The sequence below is a fragment of the Agrobacterium vitis genome (assembly GCF_014926405.1).
GTDB classification, from domain to species: domain Bacteria; phylum Pseudomonadota; class Alphaproteobacteria; order Rhizobiales; family Rhizobiaceae; genus Allorhizobium; species Allorhizobium vitis_H.
In genome coordinates, this window is the sequence record NZ_JACXXJ020000004.1 from 311,646 (window position 1) to 329,035 (window position 17,390).

Genomic DNA, 17,390 nt, shown 5'->3' on the forward strand with positions numbered 1-17,390 from the left:
TGGCACCGTGCATTCCCGCGATTACCGCGATACCAGTCGTTGCAATCATCACTCCGTCCTGCGTGCCGCAGCGATAATGGCGGCAAACAGATCGAGATCAGCCATGGACTCTGATGGTGGCGTTCGGTTCTCGCCACCTTGCGTGACCGCCGCATGAAAGGCTCTCAGCTCGACATCAAAGGGGTCTTGATGAAAGGGGCCGAGCCGGGTGAGGCTGTTATCGTCATCGGTGGAGTTTTGAACATCCAGCACCATCGGCAGATTGCGGATGTAAGGGGTTGGATACTCAAAGGCCAAGCGATTGTAGCGGGAGTTGATCTCGAAGCCGGCTTCAAAGCGCACGACATCGCCGATCATGCATTCATAAATTGCGGTAAAATGACCGTAGTCAAAGAGGGCCGTGATCTGGCTGCCGCCCTGTTTAATCTCGGCGGCAATCACGCGCTTGGGACTGCCCAGCAGATCCCGCATGGCCGAGAGGGAATGAGACGAAAGCCCTGTCAGCACAGAATACGCCGTCTGAAGTTCAGCGGATGCATTCGGGCCAAGCAGGCTGTCCATCATCGTGCCACGCAACTGACGGCTTTCCTCGACAAGGCTCGCCGGAATATCGCCGTTGGGTGTGACAACCGTATCTGTTTGGCGAAAATACCAGGGGCCTTCGCAGATGACATCCCGGACACGAACGTAGGTAATGTCGGCAAAGGCTGGCAACCGCTTTTTCGCCTCCAGAAAAGCCGGTGCAAATCGGCGCATATAACCAACCATGGCAACGCGATCTGTCTGCTCCACCACATCACTGAGTGCAGCGAGGTCTTCCATCGTCAAACAGCAGGGCTTTTCAATCAAGACATGCTTATGGGCCTTCAGAGCCGCACGGGCATGACGGCCATGGTATTGATCCGGGCTCATGATCAGAATTGCATCAATATCCGGTGACGCAATCATCGCATCGACACTGTCAAATACGCGCTCAATGCCCCACCGGATCGAGATCGACCGGGCCACGCTAGGGGACGGATCGTAAGCGCCCGCAAGCGTGAACATTTCGGTCAATCTCTGCAAAATCGGCAGATGGATCAACTGCGCCACTTCTCCAAGCCCAACAAGACCAAGTCTCACCATAGGATTTCCCGCCTTCGACCAGCTTTCAAGATGCGATAGATATTTCAGGCCGAATTAAATACACAATAATGATTATATCAAGAGATGTTTTGCACGAAATGAGCAGCCTCGGCACAGAATTTTGAAAACGGAAATGGCTTAATGATTGAATTTGCTTTATTTTGTCCGATTTTCAAGAAAATAGCATTTTTAACGCAATGCTCTTTTGCTTTTAAATCGGATCAATTAAGGTGTCATTGTAGATTTAATAATCAATGGAGTCGACTATGAAGCTTGCGACAGCGCCCGACGCCTGGGGCGTCTGGTATGCAGACGATCCGCGACAGACCCCTTGGGAGCGCTATCTGGACGAGGTGCGAGACTCCGGCTTCACGGCGACGGAGACCGGGCCTTGGGGCTATCTGCCCACTGATCCATCCCGTTTGACAGATGCTCTCGGCAGTCGTGGGTTGAGCGTATGCGGATCAGCGCTCGTGCATCTGCTTGCTCCCACGGACGCAATGGAAACCCTTCGACCCAGACTGGAGCAGACCTGCGGCCTGCTGAAGGCCATGAAGGCTGAGTGGGTGGTGCTGATGGATGATTCAGACCTGCCCCTCCCCGGCAAAAGCCGCGAGCTTTCCCCGCAGGACTGGGCATTGATGATCCGCAACGTCAAGGAAGCCGCGCATTATGTCACTGAAGAGCATGGACTATCTTTTGTTTTTCATCCGCATGTCGGCTCCGGCGTGGAAACGGAAGCCGAAGTCATTCGCCTGCTGGAAGAAACGCCGGAAGATAGCGTCGGCCTTTGCTTCGATTTTGGTCATCACGCCTATACGGGTGCCGATGCCGTGGCCTTTATGAAGCGCTATGCGGACCGTATTCCCTATTACCACTTCAAGAATGTTGATCCCGTCTTGCTGGCGCACATACGCCAAAACAACATCAACTTCATTGAGGGCTTCCAGTCGGGCGTTATGTGCGAACTGGACAAGGGCATGGTGGATTTTGCTGAAGTTCGGGATTTTCTTGCAACCCGTGGGTTTGATGGCTATGCCGTTTATGAACAGGATATGTATCCCTGCCCTCCGGAGAAGCCTTTTCCGATTGCGTGCCACAACCGGCAGGTCTTGCGTGAGCTTGGGATTTAACATCCATACCGAGAGTGGCGTGCGACAATAGGACGAAGGAACAGCCGTGACACTTCTGGATCGGTTTGATGGAGGCTTTGCCCGCGACGGTGAGGACATTATTGCGGGCAGCCGGATTGAAGATGCCCGCATTCACAATCGTCGTCTGGTATTTGAAACCATTTTTCAACGCGGCCCCATCAGCCGGGTGGAGATTTCAGCCATTGTCGGGCTGAAACCCCAAACCATTTCGTCCATCACCCGCGAACTGCTTGAACAGCAGTTGATTGTGGAGGCCGGGCGCTCGTCCGGTCTGCGCGGGCAGCCGCAAATCTATCTGGAGGCCAATTCCGAAGCAGGCTTTTCAATCGGGGTTCATCTGGATCAGAACCAGTGTCATATTCTGGTGTTTGACCTGAAACGGCAGGAGCGCGCCCGCAAGTCGATGCGGTGTGATACGGCAAACCCCGATGTGACCGTGCGGATGCTGGCGCAAACCATAACAACATTGCTGCACGACAATGCCCTGCCTGCGGAGCGCATCTGGGGCCTTGGTCTGGTACTGCCCACATTCGGCTCCGATGTCTACGATTTCGATTTTTCCATGCAGCATTGGGAGGCCTGGCGCGATGCATCCTTTGCCGAAGACCTGCAACGCCTGACCGGCTTTGCCGTTCTGGTGGAAAATGACGGAACGGCAGCAGCCATTGGCGAGCGACTTCACCGCCACGATGCACAGGAGGCGTCGTTTGCCTATTTCTACATCGGCCATGGTGCCGGTGCGGGGCTGATTATTGATGGCTATCCCTTCAAGGGTGTTGGCGGAAATGCGGGCGAAATCGGGCTGTTGCCAATCCTTGGCCTTGGCGCCAATCCGGTCTGGCCGGACAACCCCGGCAGCGCTGTTCAGGGCGGTGTTCTTTCTATTGGCGGGCTGGCAGCCGCTTGCGGTCTATCAGAGCAGTCCATGGATGAGCAGAGCATCTTGAGCCTGCTGGAGCGGCGTGATCATCGGTTGATGGATTGGCTGGCGTCTGCGGCCAGTGTGCTGCGTGATGTCTGCGCGGTCATTGAAGTGATGTTCGATCCCGGCTTTATTGCCGTGGGCGGTGCCTTGCCGCGTGCGCTGGTGGAACGACTGGTGGATCGCGCCTATCCACTCCGCCCCACGCCATCGGCTCGGCGTGACCGGGCCTTGCCTCGGCTTTTGCCTGCAACGCTGATTGAGGATGCGGCGGTGACAGGGGCCGCGATGCTGCCGATTTTTGTCACCACCAGCCATAATTTCCGACATCTCTATTTCCGGCAGATTCTCGCAGACGACCGGTAATGGTTATGCAGGCTCTGCATGATGGACCGCTTTGTTATCGCGAAACACCGTGTAGCGGGCGACAACGGGTGTATAGAACGCTCCTTCTTTAATTGCGGCGTCTTTTGGTGTCTGAACTTTCCAGACGGTGCCATCCTGCGCTTGTGCCTCGATCTTGAGGAAAGAGCCGTAATTGACAATGCGCCGCACGCACGCCCCTTGGCTGTCATCTGATGGCAAGAGGGCAATATCTTCAGGACGCACCGTTAACAATGCCTCGCCCGCCTCAATGGGCGCATCAATGGCAACGCCACCCAGATGTGTGCGACCTTGGTTGATCTGAATGACATGAGAATTCATATCGCCAATGAAGCTGGCAACGAAGGGCGAATTGGGCGTTGAGTAAATTTCACGCGGCGTGCCCACCTGTTCAATCCGCCCCATGCTCATCACCACAATCCGGTCAGCAACAGAGAGAGCTTCATCCTGACCATGGGTGACGAACACTGTGGTAATGCCGAGTTTTTTCTGGATTTGCCGCACCTCTTCGCGCAACCTGTCACGTAAGTGTTGATCGAGACTGGCAAAGGGCTCATCCATCAGCAGAATTTTCGGCTCCAGCACCACGCAACGGGCAATGGCAACACGCTGACGCTGGCCACCGGACAGATGCGCCGGGAGGCGCTTGCCATAATCCGCCAACCCCACCATGGCCAAGGCATCGGAGACCTTGCGGGCAATCTCGGCTTTCGGCAGTCCGCGCAGCGTCAGGCCAAAGGCAATGTTTTCAAACACAGTCATGTGCTGCCACAGGGCATGGCTTTGAAACACCATGGCGGTTGGGCGTTTTTCCGGCGGCGTGCGTGCAACGTCAACGCCATCAATCAGCACCTTGCCGCCGGATGGCGTCTCGAACCCGCCAATAATGCGCAGCAATGTCGATTTTCCTGACCCGGATGGGCCGAGAAGGCAGACCAGTTCACCATCATCAATGGTGAGCGACAACGGTTCAATCGCGGTCACGATGGAATAGTTTTTCGAGACGTTTTCGAGGGCGAGTGTGGACATGCGTTCAGTGTCTTTCTCGAAAAAGAGCATCGGACCGAAAAGTGGAACCCGGTTTTCGGACCAATCCGATGCATAAACAAGGATTTCCAGAGTCTGTCAGGTTCAATCTGAACCTGACAGACTCTGGGTTTGAATCATCATCCGCCCAACCCCTTGGCGAAAGCCTCGCCGCCAATCACCCGCCGTGCCATCAGGATGGCGGCCAGAGACGGCACCCAGAGCATGACCGACAGCACAGCCCCATATTGCACCACCAACTGGTTGTTGATCATCGACATCATCAACAGCGGCATGGTGCGAATGCGCGGCGCACCCACCAGCCACGCGCCTTCCGTCTCGTAAAAGGTCCAAACGAAGGTCATCAACAAAGCGGCGGCAATGGTGGGAAAGGCCTGCGGCAGGGTGATGTGGCGAAACACCTGCCAGCGGTTTGCGCCAACATCGCGGGCGGCTTCTTCCATATCCCGGCTGACGGCTCTAAACGCCGCCGTTGGCAACCAGATCATCAACAGCAAGGTATTCAACAGCTGGATAATCACCACGCCGGTGAAGGTGCCCACCAGATTGAAGGATAAAAACAGCACCGCGATGGAGATGATCAATGCAAAGCGCGGAAAGGCATTGGCCATCAAAAACGACAGCATGAACACCGATTTCCCCGGAAAATCCATGCGGGCAAAGGCATAGGCCGCTGGCAGGCAAATGATGGCGGACAGTGCTGTCACGGTCAGCGACAGCTCAACCGATGTCCAAAGGGCCGCCCAGACATCCGGGCGGGCCAAGACCGCAGACCAGAAGCGAAAGCCCCATTTGGTGGGCAGAACGGACGGATAGAACCATTGTTCGGCAAAGGCCCAGAGAAAGACTGTCAGCACGGGCAGAACGATAAAGACAATCAGAAACAGCAGAATGATCAGGCCAAAGACATCATGGCGGCGACTGGACAGCAACATCATCACTCTCCGTCTTGGGGCTTGCGGGCAATCGAGCGGACATAGGCAATACCGGCAAGAGAGCAGATCAGAAAGGTGATGGTCGCCTGCGTTGAGGCTTGCAGCGGATCACGCACGCTTGCAAATGTACGCAGCATGAACGGCCCCATCATTTCCGGGCTTGTAGGCCCCAGCATGAAGGGCATCAGGGCTTGGCCGAAAAAACCTAGAAAATTCAGCGCCGATACGATCAACAGGGAATGCATGATTTGAGGAATGATGATGCGCACCAGAATCCGCAGCCGCCCCGCGCCCACATCACGGGCCGCTTCAATCGAGGCATCCGAAATGCCGGACAGGCCGGAGATCAAGATCAGCAAAGTGAGCGGCATACCGTCCCAGAGCAGGCCGATCACCGGCCCCCAAGGAGTCAGATAGGGCGATGCATAATGATGGAACCCGATCAAGGATAGCAGGCTCTGTAACCAGCCATTCGGCCCCAGATAGCGGATCAGTGCGTAGCAGATGATAATGCCGGGAACAAACATGGGAAACAACGCCAAGCCTTGAATCAGGCTGGCCAGCGGACCACGGGTAAAGCGCATGTAGAGCGCAATCGGCAGATTGATAGCAATCAGCAGCGCGAGGCTGACGAAGGTGGTCCAGAGCGTCCTGCCAAGATTGGCAAGACTATAGGCATCGGTGAAGAAGAAAACATAGCTGTCAAAATTCAGCGCATGGACACCATCGCGGCCTTCACGCCAGAAGGTGCCGATTATGGTCAGCGCCGCCGGATAGAACAGAAAAATCACGATGGACAGAACCGGGATGGCCACAAAGGCCAACCCGGTCCAGCGCGATCCTTCCGAGAGGCCGTGCGTTTGCATCACCATGCCTCAGCGTTTGATGTTCGATGCGACGTTACGATACCAGCCCTCAAACAGTGCAGGCTCCCATGTACCGGGGAAAAGTGGGATGGATTTGGGCGCGACTTTTGCGAATTTATCCTGCAGTTCCTTGGACATAAACTCCCACTTGATACCGGGGAATCCACCGAGGTCGGTCACAACGTGGTTCTGGATGTCCGCTGTGATCAGGTAATCAGCGAGTTTGAGCACCATATCCTTGTTGGCCGCAACCGTTGGCACAACAATGCCGGAGAAGCCGCCGGTAAACGCCAGATCCTGCAACTGCGCAACAGATGTTGTCTCAGGCACCACGCCCTGGCTCATCGCCTGCAAGGCCATGTCTGACCAGGCAACGGTCATGGAAACAGCACCACTGGCCAGCATCTGGATGGACGCTGTGTTACCGGATGTGTATTCACCGCCATTGAACAGCGATGGCTGGATGTCCTTGAGCAAAGGCCAGAGCTTGGAAAACAGCGGCTCGGCATAGGCCGGGGTGAAATTTTCCGGCAGAAACAGGTCGGGGTTCAGGCCGGTGACTTCCTGAAGCGCACGCTCGATAAAGCAGGCCCCGGAGTCACCAAGATCAGGACGGGCATAGGCAAACTGGCCGGGATTGGCCTTGATCCACGCCACAAGCTCCTTGAAGGTGGTGGGGACGGCTTTGACCTTGTCGGCATTATACATCATCACGACTTGCGAGCCGCGATAGGGCAAAAGCGCCGGGCTTTGCACCACGACCGGGTTGACCTTGTCGTAATTGGACAGGCCAGCCTTGGAAAAATCCACCCAGAGACCGGCTTCCAGCGACCCTGTGGGATAAAACGGGGTGACAGCTTCCAGCATATCGACCTGTGGGTCCTTCTTGGCTTTGAAGGCGGCCATAGCGCGATCAGCCAGAGAATTCATCGCCGACCCGCCACCGCCCGGAACAAGATTGAGCGTCACACCGGAATGGGCCGCCTCAAAACCCGGCTTGATCACCTGGGTCCAGAAATCAATGACATTGGTATCGCTGTTGAAGAATATGTCGAGAACGCCGGGGGCGGCAAAGGCGGGCCTTGCACCAGCCACGGCCAGACCAACACCTGTCGCAGAATATTTCAGGAATTCACGTCGTTGCATGCGCATTGACACCTCCATTGGCAGCACGAACATGCGCCTGCCCTTTGTTTGGCCAAGAATAAGGCCAGGTTCCCACTCCAGACTGGCGACTGCGCTTTAGTTGCGTCTCTATCTGCCAATATTTAAATTCTTAACACGAATTATATCGCCTCTGTCAAGCAAGCAAATGAACAAATATTCGTTTTCATAGTCCATCGGACTCGACGATATCCGCCAGAATTCCCATCGAAATGGCAATTCGCGTGCTCATCAGCCGAGCGCAACACACAAAGAAATCCGATATTTTTGAGAGATATCGGTCGATATTATGCGATAATTCGCTATGATCGCGCCAAATGCAGCAGAAAAATCGCGATCCTGTTTTCTCAAAATATTATATCATCAGCAATGATTAAATGTTGCAGTGCCAAACAAAACCAATGCGGGAGACCATCATGCGTGCCTATCGAGACCGCCAGCGTAGCCTTGAACAGCTCTCGCGTCACATCGAAGTTTGGGCCGATGAACTGGAAGCGTATGAGCTACGCGAGCGCATACCACTTGGGGCTTTCCTCGCCAGCACGCCGGAAGGGCTGACGACGCACATGGGTGTTGGTGACGCGTGGCCAAACCGCCATGGCATTCACACGTTTCTGCTGGAAGACGTAATTATGATACCAGAAGAACCCGGCGTGGAGCTGCGGCTTGATTTTGGTGGTGAAAGCCTTGTGCGCCTGATTGGTCTGGATGGCGAGATTCTTGAGAGTTTTGCAGCCAACCCCTGTCATCGCAGGTTTGATGTCCCCCGCGGCATCCCCTTCAAAATCAGAGCGGAATCCGCCGCGCGCAGTCTGTTTGGTGTGCCCAATCGCAACCCCATGCTCTCTATGGCCGAGATTTATCGGTATTATCCCGAAATTCGCGCCTTGCGCCGTCGTCTGCTGATTTTGCGCAACACCGCCGATACAGTGAAGGACAAGGAGCTTGCCCGCACGCTCTATGAGGCGGCGGAAATTGCCCTTTCAGGCTTGCGGCTGCCAACAGCAACACAGGATGTCGGACCGCGTCTGGCCGGCCGCACCTGGGCGCGCGATATATGGGAGCGCAGTTTTGAGCCCACCGACGCCCCGCAAGCCCTGACACAAGAAGTCCTCGCTTCTGTTGAGACAGCAACTGTCAGCCTTGATGCCATGCTGACCGAGCTTCGAAACACCTACCCGAAACAGGGACGCGTGCTGGTGACCGGTCATGCCCATATTGATTACGCCTGGCTTTGGCCGCAGCCGGAAACTGTGCGAAAGATCGTGAGAACCTTCAACAGTGTCAACGCATTGCTCAAGCGCCACGATGATTTTCGTTTTCTGCAATCGTCCTCCCTTTACTATCAGCATGTTGAGCAAGAAGACCCGGCGCTGTTTGAAGAGATCAAGCAGCGGGTCTCGGAAGGTCGCTGGGAAGTCATCGGCGGCATGCTGGTGGAGTGTGATACCAACATGCCCTCGGCAGAGGCCTTTTTGCGGCAGTTTCTGCATGGGCAGCGCTATTTTCAAAAACACTTCGGCATCACCAGCCGCACGGCGTGGTTGCCCGATACGTTTGGCTTTACGGCCGCCATGCCGCAGATCATGCGGCACGCGGGCATCGACACATTGGTGACAATTAAAGTGTCGTGGAATGAAACCAACAGCCTGCCAGACAATCTTTTCCGCTGGCAGGGCAATGATGGTTCGCGAGTGCTGGTTCACACTTTCGACGCCTATGACAATGACGGTTACAATATGCTGATGACGCCCGCAGCCCTCTGTGAAGTATGGGGCAAGCATGCCGCCAAGGATATGACGGACACGGTCATTGCCTCCTACGGCTGGGGCGATGGCGGCGGTGGCCCGGACCCGGACCAGATCGAAACCCTGCCACTTCTCAATCTGATGCCTGCCATTCCAACCGTCGAACATGGAGCCATAGAGCCACATATTCAGGCCTTGGCAAGTGATCTTGAAGCGGCTGCCCTGCCCGTCTGGCGTGGCGAGCTTTATCTGGAATACCACCGGGCAACATTGACCACGCAGGCGCGCACCAAGCAACTCAACCGACAGGCAGAAGCCGCTCTGGTGACTGCGGAAGCCCTCTCCGTACTCGATGCCTTAGAAGGCGGAGCGCCTGCGAAGAACAACCTGAAACCTCAATGGGAATTGCTACTTCGAAACCAGTTTCACGACATTTTGCCAGGTTCTTCCATCCGCGAGGTCTATCAGCAAACCGAGCCAGAGCTGGAGGGCGTCATCGATGATGCAACAACCCTGATCCAGACCCGCCTGCAGGCCATTGCGGCACGCCATAGCGGTGACCTCGAAGGATTGCTGGTGGCCAACCTGTCAGGCTCCCCAAAAACCGCATTCCAGATTGAAAGCGCAAGCCCCCTGCCCGCCGCCTTGCAAGCGCAAGAGCTGAACGGGCGCTATGTTGCGGCCATTGAGCGTAATCTGAAGCCACTCAGTCTAGGTTTTGTCAGCAGTTCAAGCCAGCGCCGTGTAACAACGGACGGCAAAACCATGGAAAATGATTTTGTACGGCTAACGCTGGATGAAGCAGGCCGAATGATCAGCCTGATCGACAAGAGATCAGACCGTGAGCTGATGGACGGCCCCGGCAACCAATTGCTGCTGTATCGCAATGATCTGCCGCGCAATTTCGACGCCTGGGACATTGAGCCCGGCTTTGAGCTTGGTGAAGAGGAATGGCTGTCGCTTGAAACGCTGGAGGTGACGGCCAATGGCCCGCATCTGGCAGAAATCACTATCACCAGACGCTTTTCAGCCAGCACGATCCAGCAAAAAATCCGGCTGTGGTCCAACAGTCCACGGGTGGAATTCGTCACTGATCTCGATTGGCACGACCGGCGTACCTATCTGCGTGCAGCCTTCCCCGTAACCGTGCTGGCAGAGGACGCGGTGTTCGATCAGGCCATTGGCATTACCCGCCGACCCACGCATGACAATACCAGCTGGCAGAAAGCCCAGTTCGAATCCTGCGGCCATCGCTTTGTTTCACTCTCGGAAACAGACTGGGGTGCTGCCCTGCTCTCGGCTGACAAATATGGCTTTTCTGCCAAGGACAACCGGCTAACTTTGAGCCTTGTTCGTGGCCCAATGTTTCCCGATATGTTGGCCGACGAGGGCAATCACCATTTCGTTTACGCCCTTTTGCCGCATGATGGTCGCTGGTGGAGCGAAGAGGTTCAGGCGGAGGCTGATCTCGTCAATGCGGGCCTGCATTTCACGCCAGCCACCACCGCTGAAAACTACGATATCGCGCCTATCGGTTTTTCAGGTCAAAATGTCCGCCTGCATGCCCTCAAGCCTGCGGAAAAAGGGGAAGGACATGTCCTGCGCCTGTCGGAGTCAGCCGGTCGTCGCGGGGTGTTTCGTTTGACACTGCCAGACGGCCGCAAACCAACTCAAATCAACGCCATCGAGGTGCCGCTTGATGACCTGGATGATCCCTTAAGCCGTCCTTTCGGTCTCGCAAGCTTCCTCTTTTGAAGATGAGAGAACTGTAAGCTGGACATGCGGCAAAGAGCTGGTTGATCTTGCGTCATTCTCGCAGAAACCCTGCAAAGGCTTCAGGAAATTAGCTCTTTGGCCAGGCAGCTGATACACCTTTGCTTATGGGCTACCCGCAAACCCGTCTTTGAGATAGCGGCCTGAAATTAGGAGAGCTTGTATTGGGGTGGAAAACATCGAAGATCGAATATGTAAACGGCTACAAGATTGTGGAGGTCGATGGGCCGTCGTTCAAAGTCTTTAAGGGCGACCAGCAACTCGGGGATGATTTCCCCTATTCCGGTGAAGCTGCTGCTCACGCGAGGTCCTTGCCAAAACTGAATAGTTCGCAGGGTTAAGCACATCATAGGCGAAAAACTTCGCATCAGTCGGCAATATCCCTATGTCCTATTTTGATTTCCCGAGATCTCCGCAGGTCTGATCCTCAGAGATCTCGGTTCAGATTGTGTGTCATCGCGGTTTATTGATTGCGGAAATAGAAATGTTGGTTGTGATCTCGACCAATTGCCGAGAAGAAGGTGCCAGTGCATCGTGAGTATCGTGTCGATGAGATTCAGGGGGTATTCCTTTGTCTTACAGCGCGTTGCGAAAACAAAATACGGTAGAATTCAAAACACCTGAATCAATAGTCCTGAGCCTGGCGAGACACCCCCTCCATTTCGGTGCCGACCACCGACCGCTTCTTTGTTTTGATATCTCTTTATGCTGATGCGTTCGCTATGCGAGCGGGATGGCCTCTGCGAATTTTTTGCATGACCTAATGTTATATTATTTGCGCATGAAACAATCTTATGACCGATGAAACGCGCATATCATTGATACGCTGCATGGGTTTGGCTGTCTGGAGGAGGCCCCCGCGCGCCCGTTGTCGAAAACATGGCACGGGAAGTGTTGGTTAGCAAAAGGAGATTGCCGTGAACTACTTCGTGGAGGAGGATTCGGTCGCTATCGTCAACGCCCGCATGGGTAACGATACGAACCCGAGGTTGGCTGAAATCATGTCGGCGCTGGTCAAGCATCTGCATGCCTTCGTCAAGGAAACCCGGTTGACCTCAGAGGAGTGGGAGATTGCCATTGGCTTTCTAACCAAGACCGGCCAGATCTGTACACAAGAGCGGCAGGAGTTTATTTTACTGTCCGATGTGCTGGGCTGCTCCATGCTGGTGGATGCCATCACCAATCGCCGTCCCAAAGGCGCCACGGAAAGCACGGTGCTTGGCCCATTCCACGTTGAAAACGCCCCTATTCGCGACCATGGCACTGTGATCAGTCTGGATGGCAAGGGTGAGAGCTGCCTGTTTGAAGGCCGCATTCTCGACCTTGATCACCAACCGATTGGGGGTGCGTGTGTTGATGTCTGGTCGGATAACGCCGATGGCTTCTATGACGTCCAGCAGCCCGATATCCAGCCGAAATGGAACAATCGTGGCCGGTTCATCACAGGGGCCGATGGCAGCTATCGCTTTGTGGGCATCCGGCCGGTGAGTTACCCGATCCCTGATGACGGGCCGGTTGGCGCGCTGCTTGAACACCTTGGCCGTCATCCCTGGCGGCCCGCGCATATGCATTACATGATCAGCGCACCCGGCTTTCGCAAGCTGGTCACCCATACCTTTGTCGGCGGCGATGAATATCTTTCCTCCGATGCGGTGTTCGGGGTGAAGGAAACGCTCGTTGCACCCTATGAGCGACTTCAGGATGCCGCAACCCTGTGGCGATCACCTTTTGACTTCGTGCTAACACCAGAATGAAAGTGAGCCGGCGGTGCCAAACCTGAAGATATATGTCGACGAAACCATTTTCGAGGCATCCCGCGCCAGTCTTCACGAGGCGCTGCCGCGGATCCGGGATCTGCTGTGCGAGGCTTTTCAGGTCGCGCCATCGGCCTGCCAACTGGCCGTCATCCCGGTTGTTGGATTGCCAGACCAGCCTCAACTCAATATCGAACTGCTGATCCTGCCGCATGCCAAGCGCACCGAAACTGTCATTCGGGCAGCGGCAGAAAAGCTACGTGATCTACTGAATACGGTCACAGGCGCGCATGGTGCGGTGCGCATCGCTCACCTAGACCCTGTGACCTATGTCGCATTAAAATAGCGGCACGCGCTTAACCGCGACGGCGGGTTACTTGCTGCTCATGCTCCATGCGAGTGCTGAGATGTTTGAACTTTTCAGTCACAAACGCGACAAACCGCTCCAGCGCTGGCGGCGGCATCCGCTCCGTGGCTGTCAGCAATCCCAGTTGGCGATCAGGGTGCTCAATGCGCAGCGGCAGCGCCTGGAGAGGGATAACCCGCTGGTGGGTAAAAACAACCGAATAGGGCAGGACCGTCAGAGAATCTGACCCCAGCACGACGCTGAAAATAGACGCCAGCGTTCCGCCTGAAAAACTCACTTTGAAATCATCAAGCCCGATTGATTTCAAAGATCGTTGCAAATCGCGAAACAGCGGGCTGTCGGGCGGTGGCGCAATCCAGGAATAGGGTTCGATGTCCGCCAGCGTAATCGCACCGCGCCGCGCCAATGGGTGTGTGGCACTGCCAACAATAACGTTGCGGCCAGCCAATAAGGGTGTGAACTGCATGTCAGCCGGGATCATATTGGCGTGCATGGGGAGGATAGCGAGGTCAAGCGCACCGCTGCGCAGGCCGACAGAAAGATCCTCGAAATAGCCATAGGTCTGGGTGATTTGCACATCGGAATGGCGGTTTTGAAATTCCGCCACCATGCCAGCAACGACGCCATCGAAGAAAATTGGCGTTCCGCCCAGACGCAATCGGCCCGCCTGCCCCTGACGATAGCGCTGCACCAGACGGCTGGCCTCAAGGTTTTGAGTTCTAATTTTGGCCCCGAGCCGCGCAAGCTGATTGCCAAGCTCCGTCGGGCGCAGAGGCCGACGCCCGGCCTCAAACAGCGGCGTGCCAATCCGCTCCTCCAAAAGCGCCATGGTGCGCGATACTGATGGCTGCGATTTACCAAGCGCTTCAGCGCCCTCCGTCAGGCCGCCCTTTTCGACGATGACCGCCAGGATTTCGAGATGCTCACTGTCTATCTTCATAACAAAAGATTATATTATATCGCCACCTTCCGATCAATATCCGCGTTTCGCTGATCTATTGTCGCCTTCATAGGAGCCAGATGGTCGGCAGGAGGAAGCCCCATGTCATATTTCCGCGAAGAGTTTGCGTCGACCTGGCCGGCATTGCGTGTGCGTTTCGGCGTTGGTGTGCGTCACGATCTGGTCGCAGAGATCACACGGTTAGAATGCCATCGCGCCCTGATCCTGACAACGCCCGAGCAGGCGCATGTCGCGCAAGAGTTTGCGGCCCTGTGTGGCGACCACGCCGCAGGCATTTTCACCCGTGCCCGGATGCACACACCTGTGGACATATCGGAGGAAGCAACGGCTTATGCCCGCGACATTAGTGCAGATTGTCTGGTCGCCATTGGTGGCGGCTCCACAACCGGACTTGGCAAGGCCATTGCTTTGCGCACTGATCTGCCACAAATCGTTGTTCCAACGACCTATGCGGGCAGCGAAGCAACCGCCATTCTCGGACAGACGGAAAATGGCGTTAAAACCACATTGACCAGCGCCAAGATTCAGCCCGAAGTTATTCTCTATGATGCAGAACTGGTGCGCAGCCTGCCCGTTGGCATGACCGTGACCAGCGCGTTGAATGCGATGGCCCATGCTGCCGAAGGCCTTTATGCGCAAAACCGTACCCCCTTGACCACGCTGATGGCGCTTGAAGGGCTGCGCGCCTTTCGCGATGCCCTGCCCCGGGTTCTGGAAGATCCGTCCGATCTCAAGGCGCGTGGTGAAACGCTCTATGGCGCATGGTTGTGCGGAACGGTGCTGGGCCAGGTCGGTATGGCGCTGCATCACAAGCTCTGCCACACGCTGGGTGGTAGCTTTGATTTGCCGCATGCTGAAACGCACGCCGTGATCTTGCCGCATGCAATCGCCTACAACAGCGTCGCCGCGCGCGATGAATTGCGCCCATTGGCTGAGCTGTTCGGGGGGCAAGAGCCAGGAGCCGAGCTTTATGACTTTGCCCGCACATCGCATGCTCCGATGGCTCTGAAAGACCTTGGATTGAAGGAGAGCGACCTTGATCGGGCAGCCGATCTTGCAGTGCAAAATCCATACTGGAATCCGCGTCCTGTGGAGCGGGACACGATAAGGCGGCTTTTGCAAGCGGCATGGGCCGGAGAGCCGCCGGTCGCCTGACAGAGTTGAAGAGGGAGGAAATTGACAAATGGCAGACATTACAACGGATGTGCTGATTATCGGCACTGGACCGGCAGGATCGGCAGCGGCAGCCCTGCTGTCGACCTACGGGATCAACAATATGGTCGTCAACCGCTATCGCTGGCTGGCCAATTCGCCACGCGCCCACATTACCAACCAGCGTGCCATGGAAGTGCTGCGCGATCTTGGTCGTGATGTCGAGAACGAGGCCTATCTGTTTGCGACGCATCAGGAGCTGATGGGCGAAAACATTTTCTGCGAAAGCCTGGCGGGTGAAGAAATTGGTCGCCTGAAAGCATGGGGCAATCATCCCCTGAGCAAGGCTGAACATCTGATGTCGTCTCCGACGAAGATGAATGACTTGCCGCAAACTTTCATGGAGCCTTTGCTGTTCAAGGCGGCTTGTTCGCGCGGAACTCAAGCGCGCATGTCCACCGAATATCTGCGCCACGAACAAAATGCCGAAGGCGTGTTGACCACCTGCAAAGATCGGCTTACAGGGCATGAACTGACCATTCAGTCGAAATATCTGATCGGTGCCGATGGCGCAAAATCGCTGGTGGCTGAGCATGCTGGCCTGCCATTTGAAGGCAAAATGGGTGTCGGCGGCTCGATGAACATCCTGTTCAAGGCCGACCTTACCAAATATGTCGCGCATCGCCCTTCGGTTCTCTACTGGGTGATGCAGCCGGGTGCCGATGTCGGCGGCATTGGCATGGGGCTGGTGCGCATGGTGCGCCCTTGGAATGAATGGCTGATCGTCTGGGGCTATGACATCAACGGGCCTGAACCGGAAGTGACAGAGGAACTTGCCACCGGCGTGGCACGGCAGCTGATTGGCGATCCTGATTTGAAAATTGAACTGTTGGCGGCCAACACATGGACCGTGAACAATTATTACGCCACCCGCACCTCCAATGGCCGCGTGTTCTGCGTTGGCGATGCCATCCACAGGCACCCGCCATCCAATGGTCTCGGCTCAAACACCTCGATTCAGGATTCCTTCAACCTTGCGTGGAAGCTTGCCATGGTTCTGAAGGGTCAGGCTGGCGAGGGCCTGCTGGACAGTTTCAACGTCGAACGCGCCCCAATCGCCAAGCAGATCGTTAGCCGCGCCAATCAGTCGATTGGCGAAACCGGACCGATTTTCGCAGCACTTGGCATGAGTGAAGGCGTCGATCCAGAGCAGATGCAGAAAAATCTTGAAGCCCGCACGGATGGAACCGAGGCTGCCGAACAGCAACGCGAGGCCATTCGCAAGGCAATTGCCTTCAAGAAATATGAGTTTGACGCCCATGGCATCGAAATGAACCAGCGTTATCGGTCCGATGCCATCGTCACCGACGGGCAAATCGAACCCGATTTCCTGCTGGATGCCGACCTACATCACCAGCCAACCACCTGGCCGGGTGCACGCCTACCGCATGCGTGGCTCTACAAACACGTTGGGGGTGCCGAAGTATCCACCCTCGACCTGTGCGGCCATGGCAAATTCACGCTGCTGACGGGTCTGGGTGGAAAAGCCTGGGTTGACGCCGCAGCAGCGGTGGGCAGTGAACTGGGCATGGAAATCAGCGCGCATATGATCGGCCCGCGCCAAACCTATGTCGATCCCACCGGCGACTGGGCGCGGTTGAGCGAGATCCGCGACACCGGCTGCGTTCTTGTTCGGCCAGACCACCATGTGTGCTGGCGCAGCACGGCAGCAAGCGGCACACCGGCGGACGACTTGCGCCGTGTGCTGCGGCAGATTTTGGCGCTCTAAGCCAGCAATGGCACCGAGATGATCGGTGCCATTCGAATGCCAGTTCATAACCTGATGACATATTTACCGCGACGATTCAGATCAATTATGTGGTTTCTGGCTGTTAGCTTTTGACCTGGGAAGACGGGAATTGGGGGAGGAGACCCATTTCGAAAGGTGCGTGTGCGTGATGCGCAGGATCGCTCAACAGCGATCAATGCACTTTTGACCAGATTCCAGAGATGAAAGACGGGTGTGTGGCATTTAACG

Annotated in this window: 14 protein-coding genes; 8 read left to right on the top strand and 6 right to left on the bottom strand. The window is 55.8% G+C overall.

Going from position 1 to position 17,390, the window contains the following annotated elements:
- Positions 1 to 48 precede the first annotated feature (48 nt).
- Complete coding sequence (locus IEI95_RS09970; RefSeq protein ID WP_156534788.1) at positions 49 to 1,125, bottom strand: Gfo/Idh/MocA family protein; 1,077 nt, start codon at positions 1,123 to 1,125, stop codon at positions 49 to 51.
- A 266-nt stretch (positions 1,126 to 1,391) separates the two neighbouring features.
- Between IEI95_RS09970 and IEI95_RS09975 the strand changes: the two genes are divergently transcribed.
- A complete protein-coding gene (locus tag IEI95_RS09975; RefSeq protein ID WP_234894742.1) occupies positions 1,392 to 2,258 on the top strand; it encodes a sugar phosphate isomerase/epimerase family protein in 867 nt (288 codons plus the stop codon).
- A gap of 46 nt (positions 2,259 to 2,304) precedes the next feature.
- A complete protein-coding gene (locus IEI95_RS09980) occupies positions 2,305 to 3,567 on the top strand; it encodes an ROK family protein (protein WP_194416371.1) in 1,263 nt (420 codons plus the stop codon).
- Between the two features lie 3 nt (positions 3,568 to 3,570).
- Here the strand turns inward: IEI95_RS09980 and IEI95_RS09985 are convergent, their stop codons facing one another.
- From IEI95_RS09985 to IEI95_RS10000, 4 genes are all read right to left on the bottom strand, one after another.
- Positions 3,571 to 4,614, bottom strand: a complete 1,044-nt coding sequence (locus tag IEI95_RS09985; RefSeq protein WP_194416372.1) for an ABC transporter ATP-binding protein — start codon at positions 4,612 to 4,614, stop codon at positions 3,571 to 3,573.
- A 137-nt stretch (positions 4,615 to 4,751) separates the two neighbouring features.
- Positions 4,752 to 5,567 carry an ABC transporter permease gene (locus IEI95_RS09990; protein ID WP_194416373.1) on the bottom strand — a complete coding sequence of 272 codons (816 nt, stop codon included), beginning with the start codon at positions 5,565 to 5,567 and terminating at the stop codon, positions 4,752 to 4,754.
- Between the two features lie 2 nt (positions 5,568 to 5,569).
- Complete coding sequence (locus IEI95_RS09995) at positions 5,570 to 6,439, bottom strand: ABC transporter permease (RefSeq protein ID WP_156534780.1); 870 nt, start codon at positions 6,437 to 6,439, stop codon at positions 5,570 to 5,572.
- 3 nt (positions 6,440 to 6,442) lie between these two features.
- On the bottom strand, positions 6,443 to 7,585 hold the full coding sequence (locus IEI95_RS10000; protein ID WP_156534778.1) for an extracellular solute-binding protein: 1,143 nt from the start codon (positions 7,583 to 7,585) through the stop codon (positions 6,443 to 6,445).
- A 428-nt stretch (positions 7,586 to 8,013) separates the two neighbouring features.
- Here IEI95_RS10000 and IEI95_RS10005 point away from each other — a divergent pair, with 428 nt between their 5' ends.
- The 4 genes from IEI95_RS10005 (at position 8,014) to IEI95_RS10020 (ending at position 13,218) form a co-directional block, all read left to right on the top strand.
- Complete coding sequence (locus tag IEI95_RS10005; RefSeq protein WP_156537460.1) at positions 8,014 to 11,100, top strand: alpha-mannosidase; 3,087 nt, start codon at positions 8,014 to 8,016, stop codon at positions 11,098 to 11,100.
- 182 nt (positions 11,101 to 11,282) lie between these two features.
- Complete coding sequence (locus IEI95_RS10010) at positions 11,283 to 11,459, top strand: hypothetical protein (RefSeq protein ID WP_194416374.1); 177 nt, start codon at positions 11,283 to 11,285, stop codon at positions 11,457 to 11,459.
- Positions 11,460 to 12,083: 624 nt separating this feature from the next.
- Positions 12,084 to 12,872 carry an intradiol ring-cleavage dioxygenase gene (locus IEI95_RS10015; protein ID WP_156534912.1) on the top strand — a complete coding sequence of 263 codons (789 nt, stop codon included), beginning with the start codon at positions 12,084 to 12,086 and terminating at the stop codon, positions 12,870 to 12,872.
- A gap of 13 nt (positions 12,873 to 12,885) precedes the next feature.
- Positions 12,886 to 13,218 (top strand): hypothetical protein, encoded by a 333-nt coding sequence (locus tag IEI95_RS10020; protein ID WP_194416375.1) that lies wholly within the window; start codon positions 12,886 to 12,888, stop codon positions 13,216 to 13,218.
- 10 nt (positions 13,219 to 13,228) lie between these two features.
- Here the strand turns inward: IEI95_RS10020 and IEI95_RS10025 are convergent, their stop codons facing one another.
- Entirely contained in the window at positions 13,229 to 14,179 is a 951-nt protein-coding gene (locus tag IEI95_RS10025; RefSeq protein WP_156534774.1) for a LysR family transcriptional regulator, read from the bottom strand.
- Positions 14,180 to 14,281: 102 nt separating this feature from the next.
- On the opposite strand from IEI95_RS10025, the gene IEI95_RS10030 reads away from it, so the two are divergent.
- Together IEI95_RS10030 and IEI95_RS10035 are read left to right on the top strand one after the other, a co-directional pair.
- Positions 14,282 to 15,355 (top strand): maleylacetate reductase, encoded by a 1,074-nt coding sequence (locus IEI95_RS10030; protein WP_156534772.1) that lies wholly within the window; start codon positions 14,282 to 14,284, stop codon positions 15,353 to 15,355.
- 28 nt (positions 15,356 to 15,383) lie between these two features.
- Positions 15,384 to 17,141 (top strand): FAD-dependent monooxygenase, encoded by a 1,758-nt coding sequence (locus IEI95_RS10035; RefSeq protein WP_156534770.1) that lies wholly within the window; start codon positions 15,384 to 15,386, stop codon positions 17,139 to 17,141.
- The last annotated feature ends 249 nt before the right edge of the window (positions 17,142 to 17,390 follow it).